Consider the following 22014-nt stretch of genomic DNA (forward strand, 5'->3'; position numbering starts at 1 on the left):
CGCGTCTACTTCGGCGCGGTGAGGACCGGACGGCCCTCATGGGCGAGCAGGTTCCGGGTGACGGTGTGTTCCGGGTTCACCAGGACGCGGTCTGCCCGGCCGGCTTCCACCACCCGTCCCTCGTCCAGGACGACGACCCGGTCCGCGCGGGAGGACGCGGCGGCCAGGTCGTGCGTCACCATGACGACGGTCAGGCCCAGCGTCCGCCGCAGGTCGTCCAGCTGGTCCAGGACTGTGCCCGCCGTCTCCGGGTCGAGCGCCGAGGTGATCTCGTCGCAGACGAGGACACGCGGCCCGGCGGCGAGCGTCCGCGCCAGTGCCACGCGTTGACGCTGGCCCCCCGACAACTCCCCCGGTCGGCGCCCCAGTACGTCCTCGTCCAGTCCGACCACCCCCAGTAGCCGCACGGCTTCGTCGGACGCGTCCCGCGCCCGCCTGCCGCCCACCCCCCTGAGCGGGCGGGTGAGCGCGGCGCCCACGGACTCGCGCGGGTTGAGGGCACCACGGGCGTCCTGCGCGACGAGTTGCACCGGTGCCGCACGCCCCCGTGGCGTGCCGTCGCCCTGCCACTCGACACTCCCCGCCGCCTTCGGGTGAAGCCCCGCAAGGCATCGGGCGAGGGTGGTCTTGCCCGACCCCGACGCCCCGACGACGGCGGTGCAGGAGCCCGCCGGGACGGTGAGGGAGACGTCGTGCAGCACGGCGGATCGACCGTGGACGGCGCACAGTCCCCGCACGAAGAGCCCGCCGCCCGCGACGGGTTCGGCAGCAGGGGTGCAGGGGGCCTCGCCGCGGGGACCACCTTCCGAGGAAGGACCGGGAGGCTGGACGGGGAACGGCGCGACCGACATCCCGCGCCCTGTGATCCGTCCGCCTTCCAGGCGGATCACGTCGTCCGACACCGACCCGAGCCAGACCGGGTCGTGGCTGACCAGCAGTGCCGCGCCGTCACCCTCCCCTAGGGTCTCGGCCAGCAGACCGCGCATCCCGTCCGCCAGGACCGGGTCGAGGCCACTGGTGGGCTCGTCGAGGACCAGCAGGCTGGGCCGGCCCGCCAAGGCCAGCGCGAGCGCCACCCGTTGGGCCTGCCCACCCGACAGCTGCCGGGGCAGTCGCCGCCGGAAGTTCCGGTCGGCCGGCAACCGCACGGACAGCAGCAGTTCTTCCACCCGCGCGCGGACGCCTTCGCCACCTGTCACGGCCGAGCGCAGTCCCACCGCCTCGGCGATCTGGGTGCCGATCCGCAGTGCGGGATTCAGCGAGGAGGCCGGGTCCTGCCCCAGGAAGGAAACGACCCTGCCACGCAGTCGGCGAGCGTCCGCCCGGTCGAACGCATCGAGGCCGGCCACGCGGACGGTTCCGGCGCGGACCTCCAGCCCGGGACGCACATGGCCGAGCAGGCCGTACGCCAGGCTGCTCTTGCCCGACCCCGACCGGCCGACGACGCCCAGCACCTGCCCGGCCGGCACCGAGAGGCAGGCGTCGCGCAGGACGGGCAGCCCTCCGGCCGCGGGGCCCACCGTCAGCCCGCTGATCTCGGCGAGCGTTCCGGCGTCCGAAGCGTCGACGGTCGGGCGGCCGGTCATGCGGCACCCCGTCCCGCCCAGTCCGCCAGCCGCCCGGCCAGCAGGCCGACGCAGACGGACAGCAGCACGAGCAGCAGCGCCGGAGCGAGGAACGGCGCGGCGGCCAGCGTCGCTCCCGGGACGTTCTCACTCACCATGTGTCCCCAGTCGGGCGCCGAACCGCCGGGTCCGAGGCCGAGGAATCCCGCGGTGGCGGCGAGGTGGAGGGAGGCGACCAGGCGCAGCGCGGTGTCCATCAGGGCAGGTCCGGCGATGTTGGGCAGCACGTCGTGGCGCAGCACGGCCCAGCGGCCGTCGCCCCGGGCCAGGGCGGTTTCGACGTACCCGCTGCCGAGGACGGTGTCCGCCGCGGCCCGCAGCACACGGGTGGAGAACGGGGCGGTGGCCAGGGCGACCGCCGCCACCAGGGCGGCGTGGCTGCCGGGGAACCCCGCGGCCAGGACGAGGACCACCAGGAGGCCGGGGAGCACCGCGAGGGCGTCCACGCACCGGAGCAGCAGGTCGCCCAGCCGGCGGGAGGCCAGGGCCGCCAGAACTCCGGCGGCCGTCCCTACGGCTCCGGCCGCCGCCGTACCGGCCAGGGCCGTGAGGACGATGGTGCGGCCTCCGGCGAGCACTCGGCTCGCCACGTCCCGGCCCAGCACGTCGGTGCCGAGCAGGAACTGGCCGTCGGGCTGCTGGAAGGGGGCGGCGAGCTGCGCGGTGGGGCTGTGCGGAGCGGCGAGCGGGCCCAGCAGGGCGAGCAGAAGGACGAGCAGGGTGGCCACCCCCGTGATCAGCGGTGGCCGACGACGCCGGGGTGTGGCCGGCCTGTCGGTGCGTACCCGTCCCCCCGGTGGGGTGAGGACCGTCGTCATCGTCCGTGCCCTTCCCGTGCGCCCAGCAGACGCACGCAGATGTCCCCCGCCAGCAGCACCACGAGCATCACCCCGGCGAGCGCGGTGGCGATGCCCTGCACCATGGGTATGTCCCGTGCCGCGACGGCCAGTTGGAGTTCCCGGCCGATCCCGGGGTAGTCGAAGACGTTCTCCACCACCACCGCCGACCCGACCAGCGCCCCCGTGGTGAGGGTGAGCGCCTGGACGGCGGGGCCCGCGGCGTTGGGCAGGATGTGACGGACGGCGAGCCGCACCCCGCGCACGCCGTTGAGCCGCGCGGCCTCGCAGTAGGGACTGGCCGCGACGTCGGCGACGGAGACCCGCAGCAGCCTGGTGGCCACCGCGAGACCGACCGCGCTGAGCGTCAGTACGGGCAGGATCAGCGCGTGTGGCACGTCGAGCGGCGTGCCGCCCAGGGGGATGACGGAGACCCGGGGAAGGATCTCCAGCCACACGGCCAGGACGGCGACGAGCAGCGCGGCGACGACGAACTCCGGTGTCGCCGCCAGGGTCTGGGCGGCCGTCGAGACGAAGCGGTCGGCGGCACCGCCGCGCAGACCGGTCCACAGGCCCAGCAGCGTGGCGAGCGGCGCGGTGACCGCGAGGGTCAGTCCGGCGAGGAGCAGGCTGTTCGGCAGCCGGGTCGACAGGACCTCGGTGACCGGCCGGTCCCCCACGAAACCACGGCCCAGGTCCCCCTGCACCGCACCCGCGAGCCAGTGCGCGTACCGCTCGGCGGCCGGCCGGTCCAGGCCCAGCTCGGCCCGGACGTCGGCGCGCTGCGCCTCGGAGGCGTCCACTCCCGCGACCGTGCTCACGGCGTCCCCGGGGAGAACCGCCGTCGCCGCGAAGATGACGGCCGACAACAGGACGAGCAGGACGGCCGCCCCCGCGAGGCGACGGCCGACGAACGCGGCCAGGTTCACGCCAGCGACGCCTGGGAGAAGCCGGGGAACTGCTCGAAGAGGTCGTCGTGGATCCCGGTGACCCCCTTGACCTGGGCGTTCAGGTTCGGCTTGAAGACCGGCAGCACCTGGTTGCCGTCCTCCCAGCGCGTGCGCTGCGCCTGCGTGCCCAGCTTCTTCGCCTCGCGGCTGTCGCTCTCGGCACGGGCCTTGGCGACGAGGGCGTCGGTCGCGGACTCCTTCCATCCGAAGGCCGAAGGTGATCCGCCCGCCGTGGTCATCTGGTAGGTCGACAGAGCGGGGACGGGCATCTGGTAGGAGCCGGCCAACGGCAGCGCCGCGTACGCGGGGAAGTCCGCGTACAGCTGCCCCGCTGGCAGTTCCCGGACGGTGGCGCGGGCACCCACCTTCTTCAGGTCCTCGACGAAGAGGGTGGCCATCTCGACCATGCCCGGCGTCTCGGGGCCGGTCGTCAGCGTCACCTTCATCCCGTCGGCCCCCGCCTCCTTGAGCAGCGCACGGGCCCGCTCCGGGTCGTGGGCGCGCTGGGGCAGGCCCTCGGCGTAGTCGGGGAAGCCGATGGAGGGGAGGTCGTTGCCGACCCCGGCGTTGCCGTAGAACACGGTCTTCACCATGGCCTGCCGGTCGACGGCGAGCTTGAACGCCTCCCGCACCCGGGGGTCGTCGAAGGGCTTGGCGCTCATGTTCATCTGGAAGGAGAGACCGACTAGGTAAGGGCTCCTCGTGGGGACGAGTTCGACCTTCCCGTTGTCGTCGAGCGTGCGCGCGGTGACGGGTGACAGGTCGTGGGCGAAGTCGATCTCGCCGCTGGTGAGCGCGCCGGCCCTGGCGGTCGAGTCCGCGATCGACCGCAGCTCCAGGCCGTCCAGGTGGGGCACGTGGCCGTAGTGGTCGTCGTAGCGCTCGAACGCCGAGCCCTGGCCCGCGGTGAACCCGGTCAGCCGGAAGGGGCCGCAACTGGGCATGCCCTTGCTGAAGTTCTTCGTGCCGTTCTTGACGACGAGGAAGTTGCCCTGACAGAGAATCATGCGGCCGTCGGCGATGGGCCGGAGTGTGGGCAGTACGACCTTCAGGTCACCGTCGGCCTTGGCGTGCCCGAGGTCGAAGTTGGCGGCGGCGAGCCGGTACACGGGCAGGGTGCTCTTGGCCGCGAGGGCGCTCAGAGAGTGCAGGATGTCGGCGGAGGTCAGTTCGGAGCCGTCGGTGAAGCGGACACCGGACCGTACGTGAAGGGTGTAGGTCGACAGGTCGTCGGAGACGTCGATGCCCTTGAGCACTCCGTAGCGGACCCCGTCGGGACCGCTCGGGTCCAGGTCGCCGAGCGTGCCGTGCCAGGCGCGGGCGCGCACCAGGTCCAGTGCGGAGGGGCCGTTGAAGAAGTCGAGGGACTCGGAGGCGCCGCCGCCGACGAAAGCGGCTCGCAGCGTGCCGCCCGAGCGGGGCGAGGCGCCAGCTGCGGCCTTCCCCTCGGAGCGGGGCTCGTCGGTGGAGCACGCGGCCAGCAGGCCGGGTCCCACCGCCAGAGCCGCGGCGCCCGCCGCGCCTCGACGGAGGAAGGCACGGCGATCGAACTGTCTGGACATGTCTCTCCTTGACGTTCTGCAAGCTGAACCGGGCACCGGGAGATCTCCACGGCATATGAACTGAGGCCCGGACGAGGGCGGGTGGCCGGTGGACGACGAGCGCGCGTACGGACGGTCGTGCCGTCGGGAGCGATCGGTCCGGCCGAGAACTAATAGAGGGTGAGAGCTCCGGACGGGCAGGACCACACGGCCTCGCGCACGGCGTCCGACTGGGAGGCCGGCGGCTGCTCGGCGAGGACGAGCACGAGCCCGTCCCCGTCGTCCTGGTCGAAGACGGCGGGCGCGGCGAGCACGCACTTTCCCGCCCCTACGCACCGGTCCCGCTCCGCACTGACTCTCTCGTGTCCGGATACCTGATCTGACAAGGTCATGAGGGCCCTCCCCGGTAGCCGTGCACGCCATGGACGGCACGACAACCAGACGATAGACGAAAACGACTTCCATCTTCAACCAACGACCGCCTCGCGGGCGATGCGGCACGCGCTCCGGCTTCAAACGAGAGTTACGCCACCCTCACCGTTATTGAACACGATTATCACATGCATCTACGTTGCTCATGTTCACATCAACCCCAGGAGGGTGCTTTGCTCTCGACCATGACTCGTGCGGCGCTGTTCACCGGGGCTGCCGTTGCCGCTGTCGGCCTCCCGGCCGCTCCCGCGCAGGCCGCCCCCATCACTCTCTCCGAAGGGCACGTCGACGTCGTCGACATCGGCTACGAGGACGGGGCCCTCGAGCTCGTCCTGGCCGAGGAGACCACCGGGACGGAGGTGGAGCACGACCCGGCCGACGTCGTCCTGCACGTCAAGCCCGAGGCCGAGACGACCGTCCCCGCGGGCTCCGCCTACTCGTTCCTCGGATCCCCGGGCGACCCCGTGTGGATACTCCCCCAGACCAACAACCCCGACCTGCTGTACGCGGGTTGGGCCGCCCACGAGGTGGACACCGGTGTCTTCCAGGGCGACAGCGTGCGGTTGCAGCTGACCGCGGTCGACGGGCCGGCGGACGTGAGCGTGTTCGACGTCGGCGGCAGCGGGCCCGCGAAGCGGTTCGACAGTGGTGACGGACTGCCCGACTCCGTGAACGTCGCGGCCGGGGAACACCATCACACCAACTGGGCGTTCGAGGCGGAGGGCGAGTACGCGCTCACCTTCAAGGCGACCGGCACGCTGCTGGACGGCACGACCGTCAGCTCGGACGCGGTGAACTACCACTTCACCGTCGGCTGAGCGGGAGCCCGGCCTCACAAGGCCGTGGGGGTGGTACCGCCTTCACAGGCGGTACCACCCCCACGGCCTTTCACGGAGCGGCCTCACGCCCCTGCCGATTCTCCGACCGGCGCCCTCTCGTCCGACGCCTTCGGCCGGGCGGCACCGTCCCGGTCCGCCGTCTCTCCGTCCTTTCCACGGCGGCTGCGGCCCGTGAGCAGGCCGTGCCGGGGCGCGAAGAGCCAGCAGACGATGAATACGGCCGTGACGACGAGCACGATGAGCCCACCGGCGGCGAGGTTGAAGGCGTAGGACAGGTACAGCCCCGTCACGGCCGAGAGGCCGCCGATCACCGGCGCCAGCGTCATCATCACGCCGATCCGGTCGGTGAGCAGCCGCGCACACGCGGCGGGTGTGATCAGCAGGGCCAGGACCAGGATGTTGCCGACCGCCTGCAGGGAGATCACCACGGTCACGGTGACCAGGGCGTAGAGGACGATGTCCAGGGCGAATACGGGCAGCCCGGCGGCCCGGGCGGTCTCCCGGTCCAGGCTGACGGTGACCAGTTCCTTGTGCACCGCAGCTGCGAGCAGCAGAAGAACGAGCCCCATCACGGCCACCGTGAGGACGTCCTCGTCGCTGATGCCGAGGATCTGTCCGAAGAGGAACGACTCCAGTGATCCGCTGTAGCCGGGTGCGGTGCTGAGGATCACGATCCCGAGGCCGAAGGCGGCGGCGAAGAAGACGCCGATGACCGTGTCCTCCTTCAGCCGCCGGTTCTGGGAGAACACCGCGACGGCCAACGCCGTCAGCAGTCCCGCCACGGCGCCGCCGACGACCAGGTTGAACTGGAAGACGAAAGCGATGGCGACGCCGGGGAAGACGGAGTGGGACACGGCGTCGCCGATGAACGCCATGCCGCGCAGGACCACGTGGGCGCCCACTACTCCGGAGACCACGCCGCACATGACGGCGACCGCGAAGGCACGCCGCATGAAGAGGTGTTGCCAGGGGTCGGCCAGGAAGTCGGTCACGGCGCTCACTTCGTCACCCCCAGGGAGGTCAGCAACTGGTCGGAACCGGCCACACCGAAGGCGCGGAGCCAGACCGAGGGCTCTCTCAGCGTCTCGGGAGGGCCGTCGGCGATGACCGTCCTGTTGAGCAGACACAGCCGGCCGGCCATGTCCGCGGCGGCCGGCAGGTCGTGCGTCGTCATCAGCAGTGCCTTGCCCTCCTCACGCAGGCGCCCGAAGAGTGAGGTCAGCAACTCCTGTGTCGGCACGTCGAGGCCGGTGAACGGCTCGTCGAGGAGCAGCAGGGTGGGATTCAGTGCCAGCGCGCGGGCCACCAGCACCCGCTGGCGCTGTCCGCCGGACAGTTCGCCGATCGGACGGTGCCGCAGGTGGGTCATGTCCACCCGTTCGAGTGCCTCGGCCACGGCGTCACGGTCCGTGGACCTGGCTCTGCGCAGCCACCCGATGCGGTGAACCCGCCCGGTGAGTACCGCCTTCTCCACCGACAGCGGGAAGTCCCAGGCGAACTCGTGCCGTTGGGGTACGTACCCCACGTCGCCCCTGGCCCGGTCCACGGACCGGCCGTCGAGGAGGACGGTGCCGGCCTGCGGGCTGAGCAGCCCGAGCACCGCACGCAGGAGCGTCGTCTTGCCGGCTCCGTTGGGGCCGATCAGGCCGACGAGTTCACCGGTGCGGACCGCCAGGTCCACCGCGTCGAGGGCGCGTCGGCCACCGAGTTCCACGGCGAGCGAGCGCACTTCGAGTACGGGCGTGCCGGTCGTCTCAGGACGGCTCATCGCTCTCCCCCTTCTCCTTGCCGGGTTCATCCGGATCTGCCGCGGCCGTACGGGGTGCGGCCGCGGGCCCTCGGCCGGCCGAGTCACCTCGCCCCCGCCGCAGCACGACGAGCACCAGGACGGCCGCCACGACGGCCGCCGCCCCGACCCCCACCCAGAGCGGCGTGGAGGAACTGCCGTTGTCCGACTGCGCGTCAGACGGTGAGCCGGAGGTGCTCCGGGGTTTCCGGGCGTCGTCGGGGCTCGCGGAAGCCTGCGCCGTGAAGGTGCTGTCCGGGTTCTGCGGGCCGACGGAGAAGCGCAGGGTGCGCCGGCTCTCGTGGGTCTTGCCGTCCTTCGTGGTCGCCGTCATCCGCACGTCGAGCAGGTAGGTGCCCGGTTTGGTGAAGGCCCAGTTGCCGTGCACGTGGCTGTTGACCTCGATGCCGGTCTCCTGAGCCAGTCGCTCGCCCGTGTCGAAGACGACCTCGGGTGTGCCGAAGGCGCCGTTGAGGAACAGCACGAAGTCGCCCGGCCCGGTGACGTCGGTCAATTCCCACGTCACCTCGCGTTCGACCGTGGTGGCCACCTGCGGGTCCTGGCTGTTCCAGCCCGGCCACACCACGCCCTGCCGCTGGGCCTGCGGCAGCACCCAGACGTCGTCGCCGGGCTTGCCGAGGAAGGAGAACTCCTCCGCCGTCGGCACCTCGATCTTGGCCGTGTCCTTGACCTGGAGCACGACGTCGTCCGTGTCGCGCCACACGGCGGGGTCGACCGTGTCGTCACGGAGCTCCACGGCCCAGCCGTCCTCGGCGAACCGAGGTCCGATGTCTACGTGTCCGTCTCCGATCACCGTGCGTCCGGTGGCCGTGTCGGACCCGGCGCCTTCGGCCGCCGCGGCGGGGAGTGCCGCGGGCAGGGAGAAGCAGAGGGCCGCGGCGAGGGCCGTGACGGCGGAACGCGGTGCGGTGCCCTTCACTTCTTCTCACCCCCGAGGCAGGAGAGAAGCTCGTCCGCGTTGTGGCGCATCATGTCGCTGTAGTGCCGGACGTCGTCGTCGAAGGCGTCGCCGTACAGCATGCACACCTTGACGTTCTGGTCCTCCGCGACCTGGTTGAGCACCGTGGCGCGCTGGACGAGGTTGGGTTCCATGAAGACTGCCGGGATCTTGAGGTTCTTGATGGTGCGGGACAGTTTCCGTACGTCGTCCGCGCTCGGTTCCTGGGCGGGGTTGGGGACGACGAAGCCGGCTATCGACATGCCGTAGGCGTCCGCCAGGTAGCCGAAGGCGTCGTGGGTGGTGACCAACTGCCTTCTGTCCGAGGGGATGCGGCCGATCTGCTTGGCCATGTAGGCGTCGAGTTCGTCGAGTTCCCTCTCGTAGCTCCTGGCGTTCGCCGCGTACTGAGCCGCGCCCTCGGGGTCCTCCTTCTTCAGTGTGTCGCGGATGAGCTGCACGTACGCCTTCGCGTTCTCGACGTCCTGCCAGAGGTGCGGATCGATCTCTCCGTGCACGTGCTTGCCCAGGACCGCCTGGGGAAGCTGGTAGATCTCCGCGCCGGGCTCGCCGAGGAACGAGAACTGCTCCCCCGACGGGACCTTGTCCAGGGCCCGGTTGGGAACGTCGATCACGACGTCCGCGGGCGGGATCTCCTCCTGCTTCTTGCCGTCGGTCCGTGCGTCGGTGTAAGCCGACATCTTGCCGGTGTCGATGTTCACGGTCAGATCGGTGTGGCCGTCGTCGAGGATGGTGTCCCCGGAGTCGGCCACGGTGTGCGGGTCCACCCCCACCGCGAAGGTGAACGTGCCCTCTCCGACGGGCTTCGCCGTCGCGCCCGCGTTCTTCAGCTTGGCCTGAAGGGTCAGCCTGTAGACGCCGGGCTTGGTGAAGGCCCAGTTCAGGTGGGTGTGGGCGGCCGGGGGCAGGGTGGTGGTGTCCTTCGCGCTCAGGCCGTCGGACGAGTCGAAGTAGACGTTCGGCTGCCCCAGTGACTCCGTGAGGTAGGCCACGAGGTCTCCGGGCCCTTCCACGTCGGTGGCGGAGAGCTGGATGTCGGAAGAGCGGGTCGCGCCGGCCGCTGCACCCTCTCCGCGAACGCGCAGTCCCAGCCAGATGACGTCCAGTCCGATGTCCTCGACGAGCGGGATGACGTTGGCGCCGTAGGTCTCCGACGCCTCGGCGAGCGACACGTTCGGGGTGCCCTTGCGAGCGTTGGAATCGATCGTCTTGATCAACGCGTGTTCTTCGAGCAGCAGATGATTGGTGAACGTCACGTCGGCCTTGGACACCGCGTCGGCGTCGGCCGGGGTGGGCTCGTACGAGTGCGGATCACCGCCCGGCGGGACGACGGAGTCGACGTGGACCCGGTCGCCGCCGACCTGCCGGACGAGGTCGGCAAGGATCTCGGTCGTGGCCACCACGCGCAGGGCGGCATCAGGATTCTCGTCGTCGCCCGATAGGGCGTGACCTTTGCAACCGGTCACTGTGACGGTGAGCAGGGTGAGCACGGCCAGTGCCCGCCCTGCCGGACGGGGCACATGCATAGGGCACCAACTCCGGTGGCAGGGGGCAGCGCCGAGTCGTGGACGGACCCGGCGCTGCCCAGGGAAAGAGGTCGGCCGGAGCTGGGGTCCGACCGGTGGATCACGGCGCCCGCCATGTCTTCGCCGCGGACGCCGGCCCGTCACTGCACCTGCTCGGCGGCGGGCGTACGGTCCTTTCGGCGCCGTACCAGCCAGACGGCCAAGGCCGCGAGGACGACGAGGACGACGGTTCCGGCCGTCCACCACACCGCCGCACCCGACGAGTCGGACTGCTTGTCGGCGGCGGACTTCTGCGCGCCGGACTTTCCGGTCTCCGTCACCTTCAGCACCGGCACGGTGCCCTCTGCGACCACGTCACCCTTGCCGTTCTTCACGGAAGCCATGATCTGGGCGCCGTTCCAGCCGACGGGCGGGGACTGCGTCAGCGTCTTTCCGTGTGCTCCGGCGATCTCGGTGAAGGGGTTCTCCGCGTTCTGGCGCACGGCCCACGAGACGGAGTAGTGCTTCGGCGCGTTCTTCACCTGGGCGGTGAAGGTGGCTTTCCCCCCTGCCGCGTGCCGCTCGGTGTCCTGGTCGATCTCGACGGTGACCGGAGACACCGTGGCACTCCCGCCGTCCACGGAGAGGGTGATCGGCGTGGACTCCGCGAGAACGGCGTGGTCGGCGTTGAAGAGCCGCGCGACGACCTGGGCGCCGTCGAGCTCCCTCGTCACCTCAAGCTCCTGGTCGGCGAGCCTGGACTCCTCGATCCACTCGTACGCGCTTTCACCGCGATGCTTGAGGTACCAGTGGTAGTGCTCGTCGTCGGTCTCCGGCTTCTGGACGGACGTGAACCGGGCCGTGTCGCCCTCGTGGTACGTCTTGCGGTCGGGCGTGACCGTCAGGGTGGTGGTGGGGTCGAGCGCGCGCACGTGCACGGTGGTCGGCTCGGAGGTCTGCACGACCTTCCCGTCCTTCAACAGTTCCGCGTAGACCTGCGTGCCGTCGACCGCACGGTCCGGTTTCGTGGTGTAGACCGCCTCCCGCTGCTCGGGGTCCGCCGTGTAGTCGCTCTCACCGGCCTTCCTCACGTGCCAGCGGTACTCGGAGTCCTCCTCGGCCTTGTCCGAGGCCGCCGTCAGGTTGACGGTCTGCCCGACGAAGTACTCTCCATCCACCTTGTTCGGGGTGACCAGCAGGTCGTCGGCGCCCTCGCTGTAGTGGCGGACCTCCTGGGCCACCGGCGCCTTCTGCTCGTCCGGCACCGCGCCGACGATGAAGCGCACGGTGGCGGTGTCCTCGAGCGCCTTGCCGTTCGCGAGGGTCGCGTGGACGCTGAAGTCGATGTCGTAGGTGCCTTGGGCGGTGAACATCCAGTTGGCGTGCGTGTGCGAACCGACCTCGCCCGACACGCTGGTGAACGCCGACCCGGGGACGATGAGCTGGCTGACCTTCTTGTTGCCGAACCCGCCGGGCTGGGTGACGGCGAACGTGGGGGACTTCGCTTCGCCGGCGTAGGCGAAGCCCTCGAAGTCCATACTGACCGTGCCCTTCAGCACACCGGGCTCGATGCCCTCGAAGGACCAGCCCGGCCAGACGACGGACATGTCCTGTGTCTGCGGACTGATCCAGGCGTCGGAGCCCGCCTTGCCGAGGAAGGAGTACTCCTTGGGCAGTGTGACGTGGGACGTCTTGGTGTCGGGTATATGGAGGGCGATGTCGTCGGGTTCGGTCTCGCCCTTGTCCGTCAGTGAGTGGACGGCCAGGGCACCGTCCTTGACGACCGGGTACACGGCGTCGACGTGCTGACCGGCACCCAACACCGTGCGGCCGTCGGCCGGACCGTTCGCCGCGTCGGCCGGTGCGGCGACCGCCAGGGCGAGTACGCCCCCCAGGGACAACAGGGAGGCTGCTTGACGGGCGCGCCGGGTGACGCGCCCCAGGGACAGGGTCATGAGTGCCTTTCAGGGTGGATCATTCACTGAAGCGAAGTACGCAGCATTAATGATAACGATAGTCATTTTAGATAAGGAGTCGCCCCCCCTCTCGGGAGGCCGGAGGCCCGACGGAAAGAGAGACGACGCTGCCCGACCGCGGAAGCCGGGTCGAGCAGCGTCGGACATGGGGCCCCGGTCAGGGGCTCGGTCAGGAACCGGCGCCGCCCGGCGCCGCAGCACGCCTCCTCCGCGCCACCAGCCCGGTCGCGGCGACACCCGCGACCACCAACGCACCCGCGCCCACGGCCAGCGGCAGCGCCCCTCCCGTGCCTGTGTGGGCGAGGCTTCCCTCGGTGGCGCCGGGCTCCGAGTCCGGCCCGGCGGAGGGCGCCGTGTCACCACCGCCGCCGGTGGACGTTCCACCGCCGCCCGTCGACGCCGTGGCGCCGCCGTCCGTGCCGCCCCCGCCGGGAGTCACGGTGCCCGGGTCGACGTCTCCCACCGCGAACGTGTACGTACGGGTGTCGGAGGCGGTTCCGCCCGATGCGAGCGTGCCGCTGAGACGGAAGGTCACCTTGTACGTGCCTTCCTTGCTGAACGCCCAGTTGGCGTGGGCGTGGACGCCGAGGTTGACCTTCTGCCCGTCCGGCAGTCCGTCCCGGCTGTCGTAGAGCACGTCCGGGGCTCCCAGGCCGGCGGTCTCCCAGATCGCCAGCGTGCCGGGACCGCTGACGTTCGTGAGGGTCATGTCGATGGGACCCTTGAGGTCGTCACCGGTCAGGTCCTCGGTGTTCCACCCCGCCCAGACCACACCCTGCTGCTGTACCTGCGGTATCAGCCAGAAGCTGCTTCCCGCTTCGCCCAGGAACGCGTAGGCACCGTCCTGTGGCACCTTCTGCTTCGCCTGCGGGTTCACGTGCAGGACGACGGAAGACGGCTCCCGCCACACGATCTGGGAGGGGTCGCGGCTGTCTTTGAAGAGCGTCCGCAGGGTCCCGTTCACCATCTTGCCGGCGACCGCGTCCACATGGCCGTCCGCGATGACCACCCGCTCGGTGGAGATGTCCGCTTTCGCCGCCTTGGCGACACTCTTAGAAGCGGCGGTCTCCGGGGCGGCGAGCGTCGGGCGGGCGGACTTTCGCGGGTCGCCGGGTGAAGCCGACGGTGCGGACGACGCCTCGGGAGACTTCGTCGGCCGTGGTTCACCGGCAGGCACGGTCACCGTCCACTCGGACGTGGCGGTGGTGACAGCGCCCGAAGTGAGCCGGGCCGTCGCCTGCGAGGTGATCGTGTACTCGCCGGGCTCCGTGAAGGCCCAGACCGCCGCACCGGTGTCCCCCGCCGCCAGCTCCTGGGTGTCCGGCAGCCCGTCACGACTGTCGAACAGCACGTGTGCGTCGGGGCCGGGGGAAGCCGATGCCGTTTCGGGCTCAGGTTCGAAGACCGTCACGTGGCCCGGACCATGGGCCTCCGTCAGCGCCCACGTGACGGTACCGTCCTGGACACTCCCCACGGGGACTTGGGTGGTGTCCCACCGTGGCACGGCCGCCGCGGTGTCCGTTCCGCCCTCGGCGCCGTGGTGGCCGCCCGCGGGCACCGCCGCGCGGGAGCCGCTGCCCGCTTCTGCGTCAGCGCGGTCACCGACGCCCGGCTGCCCCAGATCCAGGGTCAGTCTGTCGCCGTCCAACGCCATCACCACGTCGGCCGAGGTGGAGACCGGGGAGCTTCCGGATCCGATCTCCGGCGAGGCCGCCGTCGCGGCGGGTGCGACACCGGCTGCGAGAGCCAGGGAACCCACTACTGCCACTGCCCATCGATGGTCTATGACTGGTCCCATCGCGATACGTTTCCTTCCTCGGACGGCGGGTGTTGCCTCAGTGGTGATCAGTCGCCGCCGCACGCGTCCTGCGCCGGCCGATGTACACGGCCCCGGCACCGGCGAGCAGGAGAGCCGCGCCCCCCGCGCCGAGGGGAACAGCGATCTCTGCCCCCGTGCGAGCCAACTCCTTGCTGCCCACGCCGCCTTCGCCGCCGTTCGCGACGAGGCCCGTGCCGGTGCTGCCGCCCGAGCCGTCCGTAACGCCCGCACTGCCCGAGGCGCCGCCGGTTCCCGGGCCCGAGTCGCCACCCGAGGAACCCGCAGTGTCGTCACCCGAGTCGTCGCCGGCTCCACCACCGGTCACCTGACCCGAGTCGCCGCCGGTGCTCCCGTTCGAGTCACCTCCCGCATCGCCGCCGGTGTCACCCCCTGAGCTACCGCCGGTGCCGCCATGAGAGTCGCCACCCGAGCTACCACCCGTGCCACCCCCCGTACTTCCCCCGGTGTCGCCGCCAGGGTCACCGGGGAGGGGGACATCGTCAGGATCGATGTCCCCGACGGCCATGGTGTACGTCTGGCTGTCCTCGACCCGCTCACCGGAAGCGAGCGTGGCCGCGACCGTGAAGGTCAGGCGGTAGACGCCCGGTTCCGTGAAGACCCAGTTGGCGTGCTCGTGGGTCACAGCGGGCACCCCGTAGGTGTCCGGCAGCCCGTCGCGGGAGTCGAAGCGCATCAGAGGTTCACCGAACGGCGACCAACCGAAGACGAGCACGCCTCCAGGCCCCTCGACCTGGTCGAGTGAGAAGCTCAACTTCCCCTGTACCGACGACGAGGCGAACGCCTCCGTGCTCCACCCCGCCCACAGCAAAGCGGAGTCCTGCACCTGCGGGATCATGTAGTAGACATCTCCCGCCTCCCCGATGAACGCCGCACCGCCGGCGGGGTCGGGAACGACCTCCCGTCCCTGGGACGTGAGGTGCATGATCACCGACTCCGGCTCGTGCCAGACGACGTCGCTCGTTCTGCTGTCCCTGAACAGGGTGCGGAACGTGCCGTCGACCATACGAGGGGCCACGGCGTCGACATGCCCCTGGTCGATGACGATGCGTTCGTCGTGAACATCCTCCGCGACGGCGGCGGCGCCGGCGTCCGCCGTGTAAGCGCCGCCCACCACCCGACCGGCGCCGTACGCCTCGGCACTCGCCGAGAGAAGACCCGACAGTGTCAGCCCCAGCGCTCCCACCACACACGCCGAACGTGCCAGTGATCCCATCTTCCCCATCCCGTCATGACAGCTCGCGGCACGCACTCCGTCAGGGCACGCGAAGTCCCGGCGCACCCCTCGTTCGAGCGTGACCACGTCAAGCTATATGAGACGGTAATCATTTTCAATAAAGTCTGTCCGCGCCTACCGCGTAAAGCCGTTTGCCGTGTCCCGAGGAGCCGGCACGGTGAAGGGCACACCCGTGACAAGCTGATGCGCGTGACAGCATCCGAAGTCGCCGCACCCGCTTTCACCCAGCTCACCCGGCCGTCCGAGCTCTCCTCGTCGATGAGACGTGAACTGGCCGCCTGCTGGGCCTCGGTGGCCAACGCCGGCGGGGCGGTCATCCCGGCGGACTGCCCGCTGCCGCCGCTGACCTCCGCGCACATGGAAGCCGCCGTGGACCGGATCGCCGGTGAACTGGCGCCCGAACGCCGCAGGCTGGTGGTGGCCACCGTCGACGGCGCCCTCGCGGGCTGGCTGCTCGTCCGGCGTGAGACGCATCCGCTCGAAGCGCACTGCGGCACGGTGAACCACGTGCAGACGCAGGTGCGCTTCCGGGGCTCGGGGGTCGGGGCCGCGCTGATGCACCGCGTCCGCCGGATCGCGCGGGAGGAGATGGGCCTGGAGCGGCTCAGGCTGACGGTGCGGTCCGGGCTGGGGCTCGAAGTCTTCTACGGCAAAGCGGGATGGACGGAGGTGGGGCGGTGGCCGGGCGCGCTGCGTCTGGCACCCGGCGACGACCGCGACGAGATCCTGATGAGCCTCGCCCTGTGAAGGGACCGGATCACGAGCGGGTCCGGCGCTCTCAGTCCTTCAGGGCCACCAGCACGCAACTGTCTCCCACCTGCCACACCGGCGTGACGCGGCCGAATCCCGCCTCCCGCAGGAGTTCGGCGTGGCGGCTCACCGGCAGGTGCCAGTTCTCGCCTCCGCCGCTGGACGACGAGCGACTGCGCTCACGCTGCTCGAACAGGTTCGCCAGCTCCGGGTCCGCGGCCGCCGCCGACCACCAGGACTCCCAGTCCTCGTGGCTCCCGTCGCCAGCGCGCTCCGCCCGACGGCGCCCCACATGGGCGGTGAGGTCGGAGCAGGAGCGCGCGTCCGGCGGGAAGTGGTCTCCGTTGATCAGCGCTCCGCCGGGGCGCAGCAGGGCCGCGATGCTCCGGTAGGTCTTCAGCAGCGCGGGGGCCTGAAGGTAGTGCAGGGCCGTCGTCGTGACGGCGCCGTCCAGCCCGTGCTCCAGGCCGAGGGCGCCGGTCCAGCCTTCCTCGCCGATCACCGCGTTCACCCAGCGTGCGACGTCCGGGTGATGCGCGCGCGCCAGTTCCAGCAGCATGGGATCCATGTCGACCGCGACGATCTCCGCCTCCGGCAGCCGACGGGCGAGCCGGGCGGACAGGGATCCGGGGCCGCAGCCGAGGTCGAGGAGGGTCGGCCGGGGACGGTCGACGCACACGTGCTCCACGACGTCACAGATGACGGTGAAGCGCTCCTCGCGGTCCAGCGCGTACCGCTGTTGCTGCCGTTCCCAGCGCTCGACCCAGGTCCTGGCCGTCTCCGTGCTCACGCTCACCGGTCGCGCACCTCTTCCGTCTCCCACCTCTTGCGACTACCGCGTAATCTACAGGTGGAAACGGTTATCAATAACCATTCACTCCAAGGAAGCCAGCACCTCCAGCAGGCGGTCGATCTCCGCAACGGTGTTGTAGACGTGCAGGCTCACCCGGACGGACCCCTCCTTCTCGTCCGCGCCCGCCTGGCAGAGGCTGTCGGCCCGGACCATGAAGCCGTGGCTGAAGAGGATGAAGCCCAGGTCGTCGGAGGGTATGTCGCGGTGTCGGAAGGTGACGATGCCGTGCCGTCGCTGGGCAGCGGGCAGCGCGGTGTCGGCGGCCAGACTGGCGGGGCAGCCGAGGACCTCGTAGGCGTCCAGCCGGCGCAAGCGGTCGGTCAGACGGCCGGCCAGAGCGGAGACGTGGGCGGCGATGCGGTCGACGCCGACCGCGTCGAGCCAGTCGAACGCCGCCAGCAGCGACACGATCCCCGCGGTGTTGGGGGTGCCCTGCCAGCCCCGGGGCCACAGGGCCGGCCCCCGGGTGTTGCGCGCCCATACCGCTCCGGTGCCGGGCAGCGCCAGGGCCTTGTGCCCGGAGAAGACGACGAAGTCGACGTCGAGAGCGGGGTCGTCGAGCCGGAGCGGCAGGTGGCCGACGCTCTGTGCCGCGTCCAGGCAGATCGGTACCTGGGGGCCGACGGCGGCGCGGATGCGGTGGACGTTCATGTCGCCGCCGTAGACGTGGTGCACGTGGGTCGCGGCGACGAAGCGGGTGCGGGGGCCGACGACGTCGGCGAGGGCGCGGTGGTCGTAGTCGCCCGAGGCCTGCCGGGGCAGGGCCCGCACCCGCACCTCGGTGCCGCGCTCGGAAAGCAGACGCTGCGCCTCCAGCCACGGTGCGAGGTTGGCCTGGTGGTCGGCGAACGGGACCAGTATCTCGTCGCCGTCAGTGAGGTGTCCGGTGAGCCAGTCGCGGGCGACGGTGCGCAGCCCCTCGGAGGTCCCGCCGGTGAAGAGCACGGTGGAGCGGTCCGGCGCGGGGTCCCCGAGGAAGGACTTGACCCGTTCGCGGGCCAGTTCGACCAGTTCCGTGGTCCGGTTGGCCCACGGGTAGGTACCGCGTCCCGCGTTGGCGTTCGTCGTCGTCAGATAGGTGTACACCGCGTCCAGGACGGCTTGCGGCTTCTGCGAGGTCGCCGCGCTGTCCAGGTAGGCCAGCTCCGGGTGGGCGGTGACGATGGGGAACTGGGCGCGCGCCAGGGCCTGCCAGGACTGGCCGTCGTCGGTGGTCTCGCCGGGCATCGGGCTCACTCCCTCACCAGCGGTGCGCCCGCGTCCCGCCAGGCCACGATGCCGCCCGCGAGGCTGCGCACGTCGGGGTGGCCCATACGGGTCAGCAGTGCGGCGTAGCGCAGCGACTTCTCCCCCACGGGGCAGGCGAGCAGTACCGGGGTGCGCTTGCTGAACGGCAGCCCGGTCCGCACCAGTTCCTCGAAGACCTCGTCGACGATGTTGGCCGAGCCCTCGATGTGCAGGGCGGCGTAGGCGTGCGGTCCGCGCAGGTCGATCACCAGCGGGCGGGGTTCGCCCTCGGCCAGCCACCGCCGCGCCTCTTCGACGGCGACGGTACGGGCCTCGGCACGGATCTCGGCGTCGGTGAGCGAGGCGGCCGAGTGGCCGCGCCGCGCCCTGCCGAGCAGCTCGGGGCGGCGGTCGCGTACGTAGCTCAGGTAGCTCTCGGCCCGGTCGCAGACGATGAAGACGGCGGTCTGCCGGTGCCCGGTGCCCGCCAGCTCGGCGTCGACCGGGGCGAGTTCACGGACCGCTCCCTGGTAGGCCGCGCCGCCGGTCGGCCCGGACAGCAGCCCGCAGCGGCGGATCAGCGTGACCATGCCGTCGATGGCCTCCTGGGAGGTGACCGACGCGATGGAGCCGTACGTAGCCGGGTCGAACAGACCTACCTGGTGCACCTCGTCGATGGTGCGGATGCCCGGAACGAAGTCGGACTTGTCGGCGACCAGCCCGAGCACGCGCACCCGCGGGTCGTGCTCGCGCAGCACCTTGGCGACACCGGTCGAGGAGCCCGCCGTGCCCACGCACGCGACGAACCAGTCGGGGGCCCGGCCGTCCAGGTCCTTGACGATCTCGGGTCCGGTCCCGGTCGCGTGTGCCTCGACGTTGCGCGGATTGAAGTACTGGTCGGTGTGCAGGTAGGTGCTTTCGGGCTCGGAGAGCGCCTGGTGGAAGCGGGTCAGTGGATCGTCGGTGTCCGTGGGGTCCAGGCACTCGCTCCGTCCGGGCAGCTCCTCGATCTCCGCGCCCAGCAGGAGCAGCAGTTCCTTGATCTCGGGAACGCGCATCCGGTTGGTCACGCTCTTGAATTTCAGCCCGTTGAGGCCGGCCAGGAGCGCGAGGGCCTTGGCGGTGTTGCCGCTGGACAGTTCGACGACCGTGGCGTCGCCGCCTGCCGCCTCCGACAGGAGCGGACGGGCCATGTGCCAGGCGGGCCGGTCCTTGACGGACCCGAAGGGGTTGAGCATCTCCAGCTTGGCGTAGAGGTCGATGTGGCTCAGTCCGTGGACGGACGCGTCGATGCGGACCAGCGGTGTGTTGCCGATGGCGTCGGTGATGCTGTCGTACCTCAAGACGGCCCTTTCTCCGGGTGTATGAGCGGCCAGTAGTCCTCGTCGGGGCACCAGCGCCAGGTGTCGGCCTCCCGCGTGACCGCCACCGTCCGTGCGACGGGCTGCCGTTGCGCGCGGTGGGCGCGGAAGTCCATGACGTACCCGGCGGTGTTGACGAAGGCCAGGACGTCCCCGGGGCGCGGCAGCCGCGGCAGGTACACCAGCCGCCGGGTGATCAGGTCGGCCTCCAGGCACAGGTTTCCGACCAAGTGGACGGCGACCGGACGGTCCCCTCCGGCGCCGTCACCGGACGGCTCACCCGGGGCTCCGTCACGGGGCAGCAGGACGGGGTCCACGAGCACGCCGTGCTCCTCCAGGCTGACGTCCCCGGCGTTCATGCCCAGGCGCACCAGGTACCGGTCGGGGGCGTCGTCCGTGCGCCGCGCCTCCAGCACCCGGGCCAGTGACACCCCGCACTGGTCGACGAGGGCCCGTCCCGGTTCGATGTACAGGTCGTTCAGGTGTTCCAGCAGCAGGGTGGCCGGCGCCCGGCCCAGGGCCGGGGCCGGACGCGAGAGCAGCTCGTCGAGATAACCGGGCCCGGCGACGGTCCGGTGGGCGGGGTAGAGCGCCGCCGTGCCGCGCACCGTACCGCCGTCGGCGCGCAGCCCGTAGCCGTGGCCGCGCCAGGTCATCGGCGGGCGTACCCCGAGTACGGCCTCGCTCAGCGCGGTGGTCCAGCGCTCCCACTCGGGGGCCTCGGCGAGGTATCCGACGCCGAACCCCCCGCCGATGTCCACGGTGCCAGGCGTCAGACCGCGCGCCCGGCACTCGTCCATCAGCAGGACACATCGCTCCAGGGCGCGGGCCTTCTCCTCCAGGCCGGTGGTGTCCAAGTGGTAGGCCAGACCGAGGAGTTCGACGGCGTCCCGGTGCTCTTCCAGCGCCGACCACAGCGCCTCGGCCTCGGCGACCGGCGTGCCGAACCGGCTGCCGCGCGACAGGACCCGTGTGCCGGACCCGCCGTAGCCGGCGTCCGACTCGAACCCCGACAGACGCGCCAGTACGCGCGTCCTGCCCAGGCCGTGTCCGCGGACGAGCCCGGCCAACTGCCGCAGCTCGCCGGGCGAGTCCACGTTGACCGTCGCTCCCACCCGGGCCGCGAGCCACAGGAACTCCGGGTCCTTGGGCCCGGTCGCCATCACCCGGTCCCCCGTGAACCCGCAGCCCAGCGCGTGCCGAAGCTCGCCCAGGGAGGCCACGTCGACGCCGACGACGGCCGGATCGCACGCGGCCAGCCTTCGCACCAGGGCGCTGGAACGGTTCGCCTTGTGCGCGAAGTAGACCCGCCCGGACAGTCGGTGGCGCCGGTACACGGAGACGAAGCGGTCGGCGTTCTCCGCGACCACCTCGGGGAGCAGCACGTTCAGCGGTGAACCGAGCGCGTCCACCAGCGAGTGCAGTAATCCCACCTCCCCGAGCAGTGAGGCGAGAGGCGGCTCCACCCGCGGCCTCAGATACAGGGGCGCGTCCTTCGCCACGTACCCTCCCCAGGTTCACGTGCCGCCGCCTGATGGTGACGACAATCGTTCCGGGGTTAGTCGTTTCCACCTACACGCGCCGCTAAGCCTCGTCTTGCACACGCCGTGCCACATCCCGGTCCCGGCGCTCGCTCCGATCGCCCCCGGGCGCGGCGGCGGTCGAGACGAGAAGGGGGCGGCACACCCGTGCCGCCCCCTCCCGTCCGGCCGTCACCAGGACGACTTCGTCACCCCCGGCAGGAATCCGGCGTGGGCCTGCTCGCGCACGCTGACGCGGGAGAGGCCGAACTTGCGCAGGTGGCCGCGCGGGCGACCGTCCACGCTGTCCCGGTTGCGCACGCGGGTCGCGCTCGCGTCCCGGGGCTGCCGGCGGAGTTCCGCCTGCGCGGCCGCCTTCTCGTCATCCGTGGTGCTCGACGAGATCAGTACGGCCTTGAGTTCGGCACGCCGCTGCGCGTAGCGGGCCACGACGAGCTTCCGCTTCTCGTTCTTCGCGATCTTGCTCTTCTTCGCCATCAGACACGCTCCCCACGGGCTCGGATCCGGGCGACAGCGGCCTCGATGCCGATCGCGTCCACGGTCTTGATGGCTCGCGCGCTCAGGCGCAAGCGCACATTGCGCCCCTCGCTCGGCAGCCAGTACCGCCTGTTCTGGATGTTCGGGTCGAACCGGCGCGAGGTGCGCCGGTGCGAGTGGGAGATCTTCTTGCCGAAGACCGGCTCGGCGCCGGTCAGCTGGCAGTGGGCGGACATAAGGGTTCAGCCTCTCTGTACCTGCG

At 71.0% G+C, this 22014-nt stretch carries 20 protein-coding genes; 2 read left to right on the forward strand and 18 right to left on the reverse strand.

Annotation, left to right across the window (positions count from 1 at the left end):
* Positions 1–5: 5 nt before the first annotated feature.
* The 5 genes from ACIQFU_RS08590 to ACIQFU_RS08610 form a co-directional block, all read right to left on the reverse strand.
* Positions 6–1586: an ABC transporter ATP-binding protein gene (locus tag ACIQFU_RS08590; RefSeq protein ID WP_402550076.1), complete on the reverse strand. Its 1581-nt coding sequence runs from the start codon at positions 1584–1586 to the stop codon at positions 6–8.
* Positions 1583–2443 carry an ABC transporter permease subunit gene (locus ACIQFU_RS08595; protein ID WP_402550077.1) on the reverse strand — a complete coding sequence of 287 codons (861 nt, stop codon included), beginning with the start codon at positions 2441–2443 and terminating at the stop codon, positions 1583–1585. The genes ACIQFU_RS08590 and ACIQFU_RS08595 overlap by 4 nt, the downstream gene beginning before the upstream one ends.
* Entirely contained in the window at positions 2440–3390 is a 951-nt protein-coding gene (locus ACIQFU_RS08600) for an ABC transporter permease (protein ID WP_402550079.1), read from the reverse strand. The genes ACIQFU_RS08595 and ACIQFU_RS08600 overlap by 4 nt, the downstream gene beginning before the upstream one ends.
* Complete coding sequence (locus tag ACIQFU_RS08605) at positions 3387–4973, reverse strand: ABC transporter substrate-binding protein (RefSeq protein WP_402550081.1); 1587 nt, start codon at positions 4971–4973, stop codon at positions 3387–3389. Before ACIQFU_RS08605 ends, ACIQFU_RS08600 begins: the two co-directional genes overlap by 4 nt.
* Positions 4974–5122: 149 nt before the next feature.
* Positions 5123–5344, reverse strand: coding sequence for a ferredoxin (locus tag ACIQFU_RS08610; RefSeq protein ID WP_402550083.1), 222 nt, complete (start codon positions 5342–5344; stop codon positions 5123–5125).
* Positions 5345–5569: 225 nt separating this feature from the next.
* On the opposite strand from ACIQFU_RS08610, the gene ACIQFU_RS08615 reads away from it, so the two are divergent.
* Positions 5570–6202: a choice-of-anchor M domain-containing protein gene (locus tag ACIQFU_RS08615; RefSeq protein WP_402550085.1), complete on the forward strand. Its 633-nt coding sequence runs from the start codon at positions 5570–5572 to the stop codon at positions 6200–6202.
* 83 nt (positions 6203–6285) lie between these two features.
* Here the strand turns inward: ACIQFU_RS08615 and ACIQFU_RS08620 are convergent, their stop codons facing one another.
* From ACIQFU_RS08620 to ACIQFU_RS08650, 7 genes are all read right to left on the reverse strand, one after another.
* Positions 6286–7224: an anchored repeat-type ABC transporter permease subunit gene (locus tag ACIQFU_RS08620; RefSeq protein WP_402550087.1), complete on the reverse strand. Its 939-nt coding sequence runs from the start codon at positions 7222–7224 to the stop codon at positions 6286–6288.
* Positions 7221–7991, reverse strand: a complete 771-nt coding sequence (locus ACIQFU_RS08625; protein ID WP_402550088.1) for an anchored repeat-type ABC transporter ATP-binding subunit — start codon at positions 7989–7991, stop codon at positions 7221–7223. The genes ACIQFU_RS08620 and ACIQFU_RS08625 overlap by 4 nt, the downstream gene beginning before the upstream one ends.
* Entirely contained in the window at positions 7978–8949 is a 972-nt protein-coding gene (locus ACIQFU_RS08630) for a TIGR03773 family transporter-associated surface protein (protein ID WP_402550090.1), read from the reverse strand. Before ACIQFU_RS08630 ends, ACIQFU_RS08625 begins: the two co-directional genes overlap by 14 nt.
* Complete coding sequence (locus tag ACIQFU_RS08635; RefSeq protein ID WP_402550092.1) at positions 8946–10388, reverse strand: anchored repeat ABC transporter, substrate-binding protein; 1443 nt, start codon at positions 10386–10388, stop codon at positions 8946–8948. The genes ACIQFU_RS08630 and ACIQFU_RS08635 overlap by 4 nt, the downstream gene beginning before the upstream one ends.
* A gap of 266 nt (positions 10389–10654) precedes the next feature.
* Positions 10655–12448, reverse strand: coding sequence for a choice-of-anchor M domain-containing protein (locus ACIQFU_RS08640; protein ID WP_402550094.1), 1794 nt, complete (start codon positions 12446–12448; stop codon positions 10655–10657).
* 190 nt (positions 12449–12638) lie between these two features.
* The gene (locus tag ACIQFU_RS08645; protein WP_402550095.1) at positions 12639–14237 is read right to left on the reverse strand and encodes a TIGR03773 family transporter-associated surface protein; all 1599 of its coding nucleotides are present in this window, start codon (positions 14235–14237) and stop codon (positions 12639–12641) included.
* A 67-nt stretch (positions 14238–14304) separates the two neighbouring features.
* Complete coding sequence (locus ACIQFU_RS08650) at positions 14305–15522, reverse strand: choice-of-anchor M domain-containing protein (protein WP_402550096.1); 1218 nt, start codon at positions 15520–15522, stop codon at positions 14305–14307.
* A gap of 210 nt (positions 15523–15732) precedes the next feature.
* Between ACIQFU_RS08650 and ACIQFU_RS08655 the strand changes: the two genes are divergently transcribed.
* Entirely contained in the window at positions 15733–16290 is a 558-nt protein-coding gene (locus ACIQFU_RS08655) for a GNAT family N-acetyltransferase (RefSeq protein ID WP_402550098.1), read from the forward strand.
* Between the two features lie 31 nt (positions 16291–16321).
* Here the strand turns inward: ACIQFU_RS08655 and ACIQFU_RS08660 are convergent, their stop codons facing one another.
* From ACIQFU_RS08660 to rpmB, 6 genes are all read right to left on the reverse strand, one after another.
* Positions 16322–17089: a class I SAM-dependent methyltransferase gene (locus ACIQFU_RS08660; RefSeq protein ID WP_402550099.1), complete on the reverse strand. Its 768-nt coding sequence runs from the start codon at positions 17087–17089 to the stop codon at positions 16322–16324.
* Between the two features lie 78 nt (positions 17090–17167).
* Positions 17168–18373: an aminotransferase class V-fold PLP-dependent enzyme gene (locus tag ACIQFU_RS08665; protein WP_402550101.1), complete on the reverse strand. Its 1206-nt coding sequence runs from the start codon at positions 18371–18373 to the stop codon at positions 17168–17170.
* Positions 18374–18378: 5 nt separating this feature from the next.
* On the reverse strand, positions 18379–19716 hold the full coding sequence (locus ACIQFU_RS08670; protein WP_402550104.1) for a pyridoxal-phosphate dependent enzyme: 1338 nt from the start codon (positions 19714–19716) through the stop codon (positions 18379–18381).
* Positions 19713–21236, reverse strand: a complete 1524-nt coding sequence (locus ACIQFU_RS08675; RefSeq protein WP_402550106.1) for a Y4yA family PLP-dependent enzyme — start codon at positions 21234–21236, stop codon at positions 19713–19715. Before ACIQFU_RS08675 ends, ACIQFU_RS08670 begins: the two co-directional genes overlap by 4 nt.
* Before the next feature lie 210 nt (positions 21237–21446).
* Positions 21447–21752 (reverse strand): 30S ribosomal protein S14, encoded by a 306-nt coding sequence (gene rpsN / locus ACIQFU_RS08680; RefSeq protein WP_402550107.1) that lies wholly within the window; start codon positions 21750–21752, stop codon positions 21447–21449.
* Positions 21752–21988 carry a 50S ribosomal protein L28 gene (gene rpmB / locus ACIQFU_RS08685; protein WP_402550108.1) on the reverse strand — a complete coding sequence of 79 codons (237 nt, stop codon included), beginning with the start codon at positions 21986–21988 and terminating at the stop codon, positions 21752–21754. Before rpmB ends, rpsN begins: the two co-directional genes overlap by 1 nt.
* Between the last annotated feature and the right edge of the window lie 26 nt (positions 21989–22014).

Origin of the sequence: Streptomyces sp. NPDC093065 (assembly GCF_044754585.1) — a bacterium.
In the GTDB taxonomy this organism is placed as follows: Bacteria; Actinomycetota; Actinomycetes; order Streptomycetales; family Streptomycetaceae; genus Streptomyces.

Bases quoted from the DNA above. Each gene is read 5' to 3' on its own strand.
- ACIQFU_RS08590 (WP_402550076.1), bottom strand. From the start codon at position 1,586: ATGACCGGCCGCCCGACCGTCGACGCTTCGGACGCCGGAACGCTCGCC.
- ACIQFU_RS08595 (WP_402550077.1), bottom strand. From the start codon at position 2,443: ATGACGACGGTCCTCACCCCACCGGGGGGACGGGTACGCACCGACAGG.
- ACIQFU_RS08605 (WP_402550081.1), bottom strand. From the start codon at position 4,973: ATGTCCAGACAGTTCGATCGCCGTGCCTTCCTCCGTCGAGGCGCGGCG.
- ACIQFU_RS08610 (WP_402550083.1), bottom strand. From the start codon at position 5,344: ATGACCTTGTCAGATCAGGTATCCGGACACGAGAGAGTCAGTGCGGAG.
- ACIQFU_RS08615 (WP_402550085.1), top strand. From the start codon at position 5,570: ATGACTCGTGCGGCGCTGTTCACCGGGGCTGCCGTTGCCGCTGTCGGC.
- ACIQFU_RS08625 (WP_402550088.1), bottom strand. From the start codon at position 7,991: ATGAGCCGTCCTGAGACGACCGGCACGCCCGTACTCGAAGTGCGCTCG.
- ACIQFU_RS08640 (WP_402550094.1), bottom strand. From the start codon at position 12,448: ATGACCCTGTCCCTGGGGCGCGTCACCCGGCGCGCCCGTCAAGCAGCC.
- ACIQFU_RS08650 (WP_402550096.1), bottom strand. From the start codon at position 15,522: ATGGGATCACTGGCACGTTCGGCGTGTGTGGTGGGAGCGCTGGGGCTG.
- ACIQFU_RS08665 (WP_402550101.1), bottom strand. From the start codon at position 18,373: ATGCCCGGCGAGACCACCGACGACGGCCAGTCCTGGCAGGCCCTGGCG.
- rpsN (WP_402550107.1), bottom strand. From the start codon at position 21,752: ATGGCGAAGAAGAGCAAGATCGCGAAGAACGAGAAGCGGAAGCTCGTC.
- rpmB (WP_402550108.1), bottom strand. From the start codon at position 21,988: ATGTCCGCCCACTGCCAGCTGACCGGCGCCGAGCCGGTCTTCGGCAAG.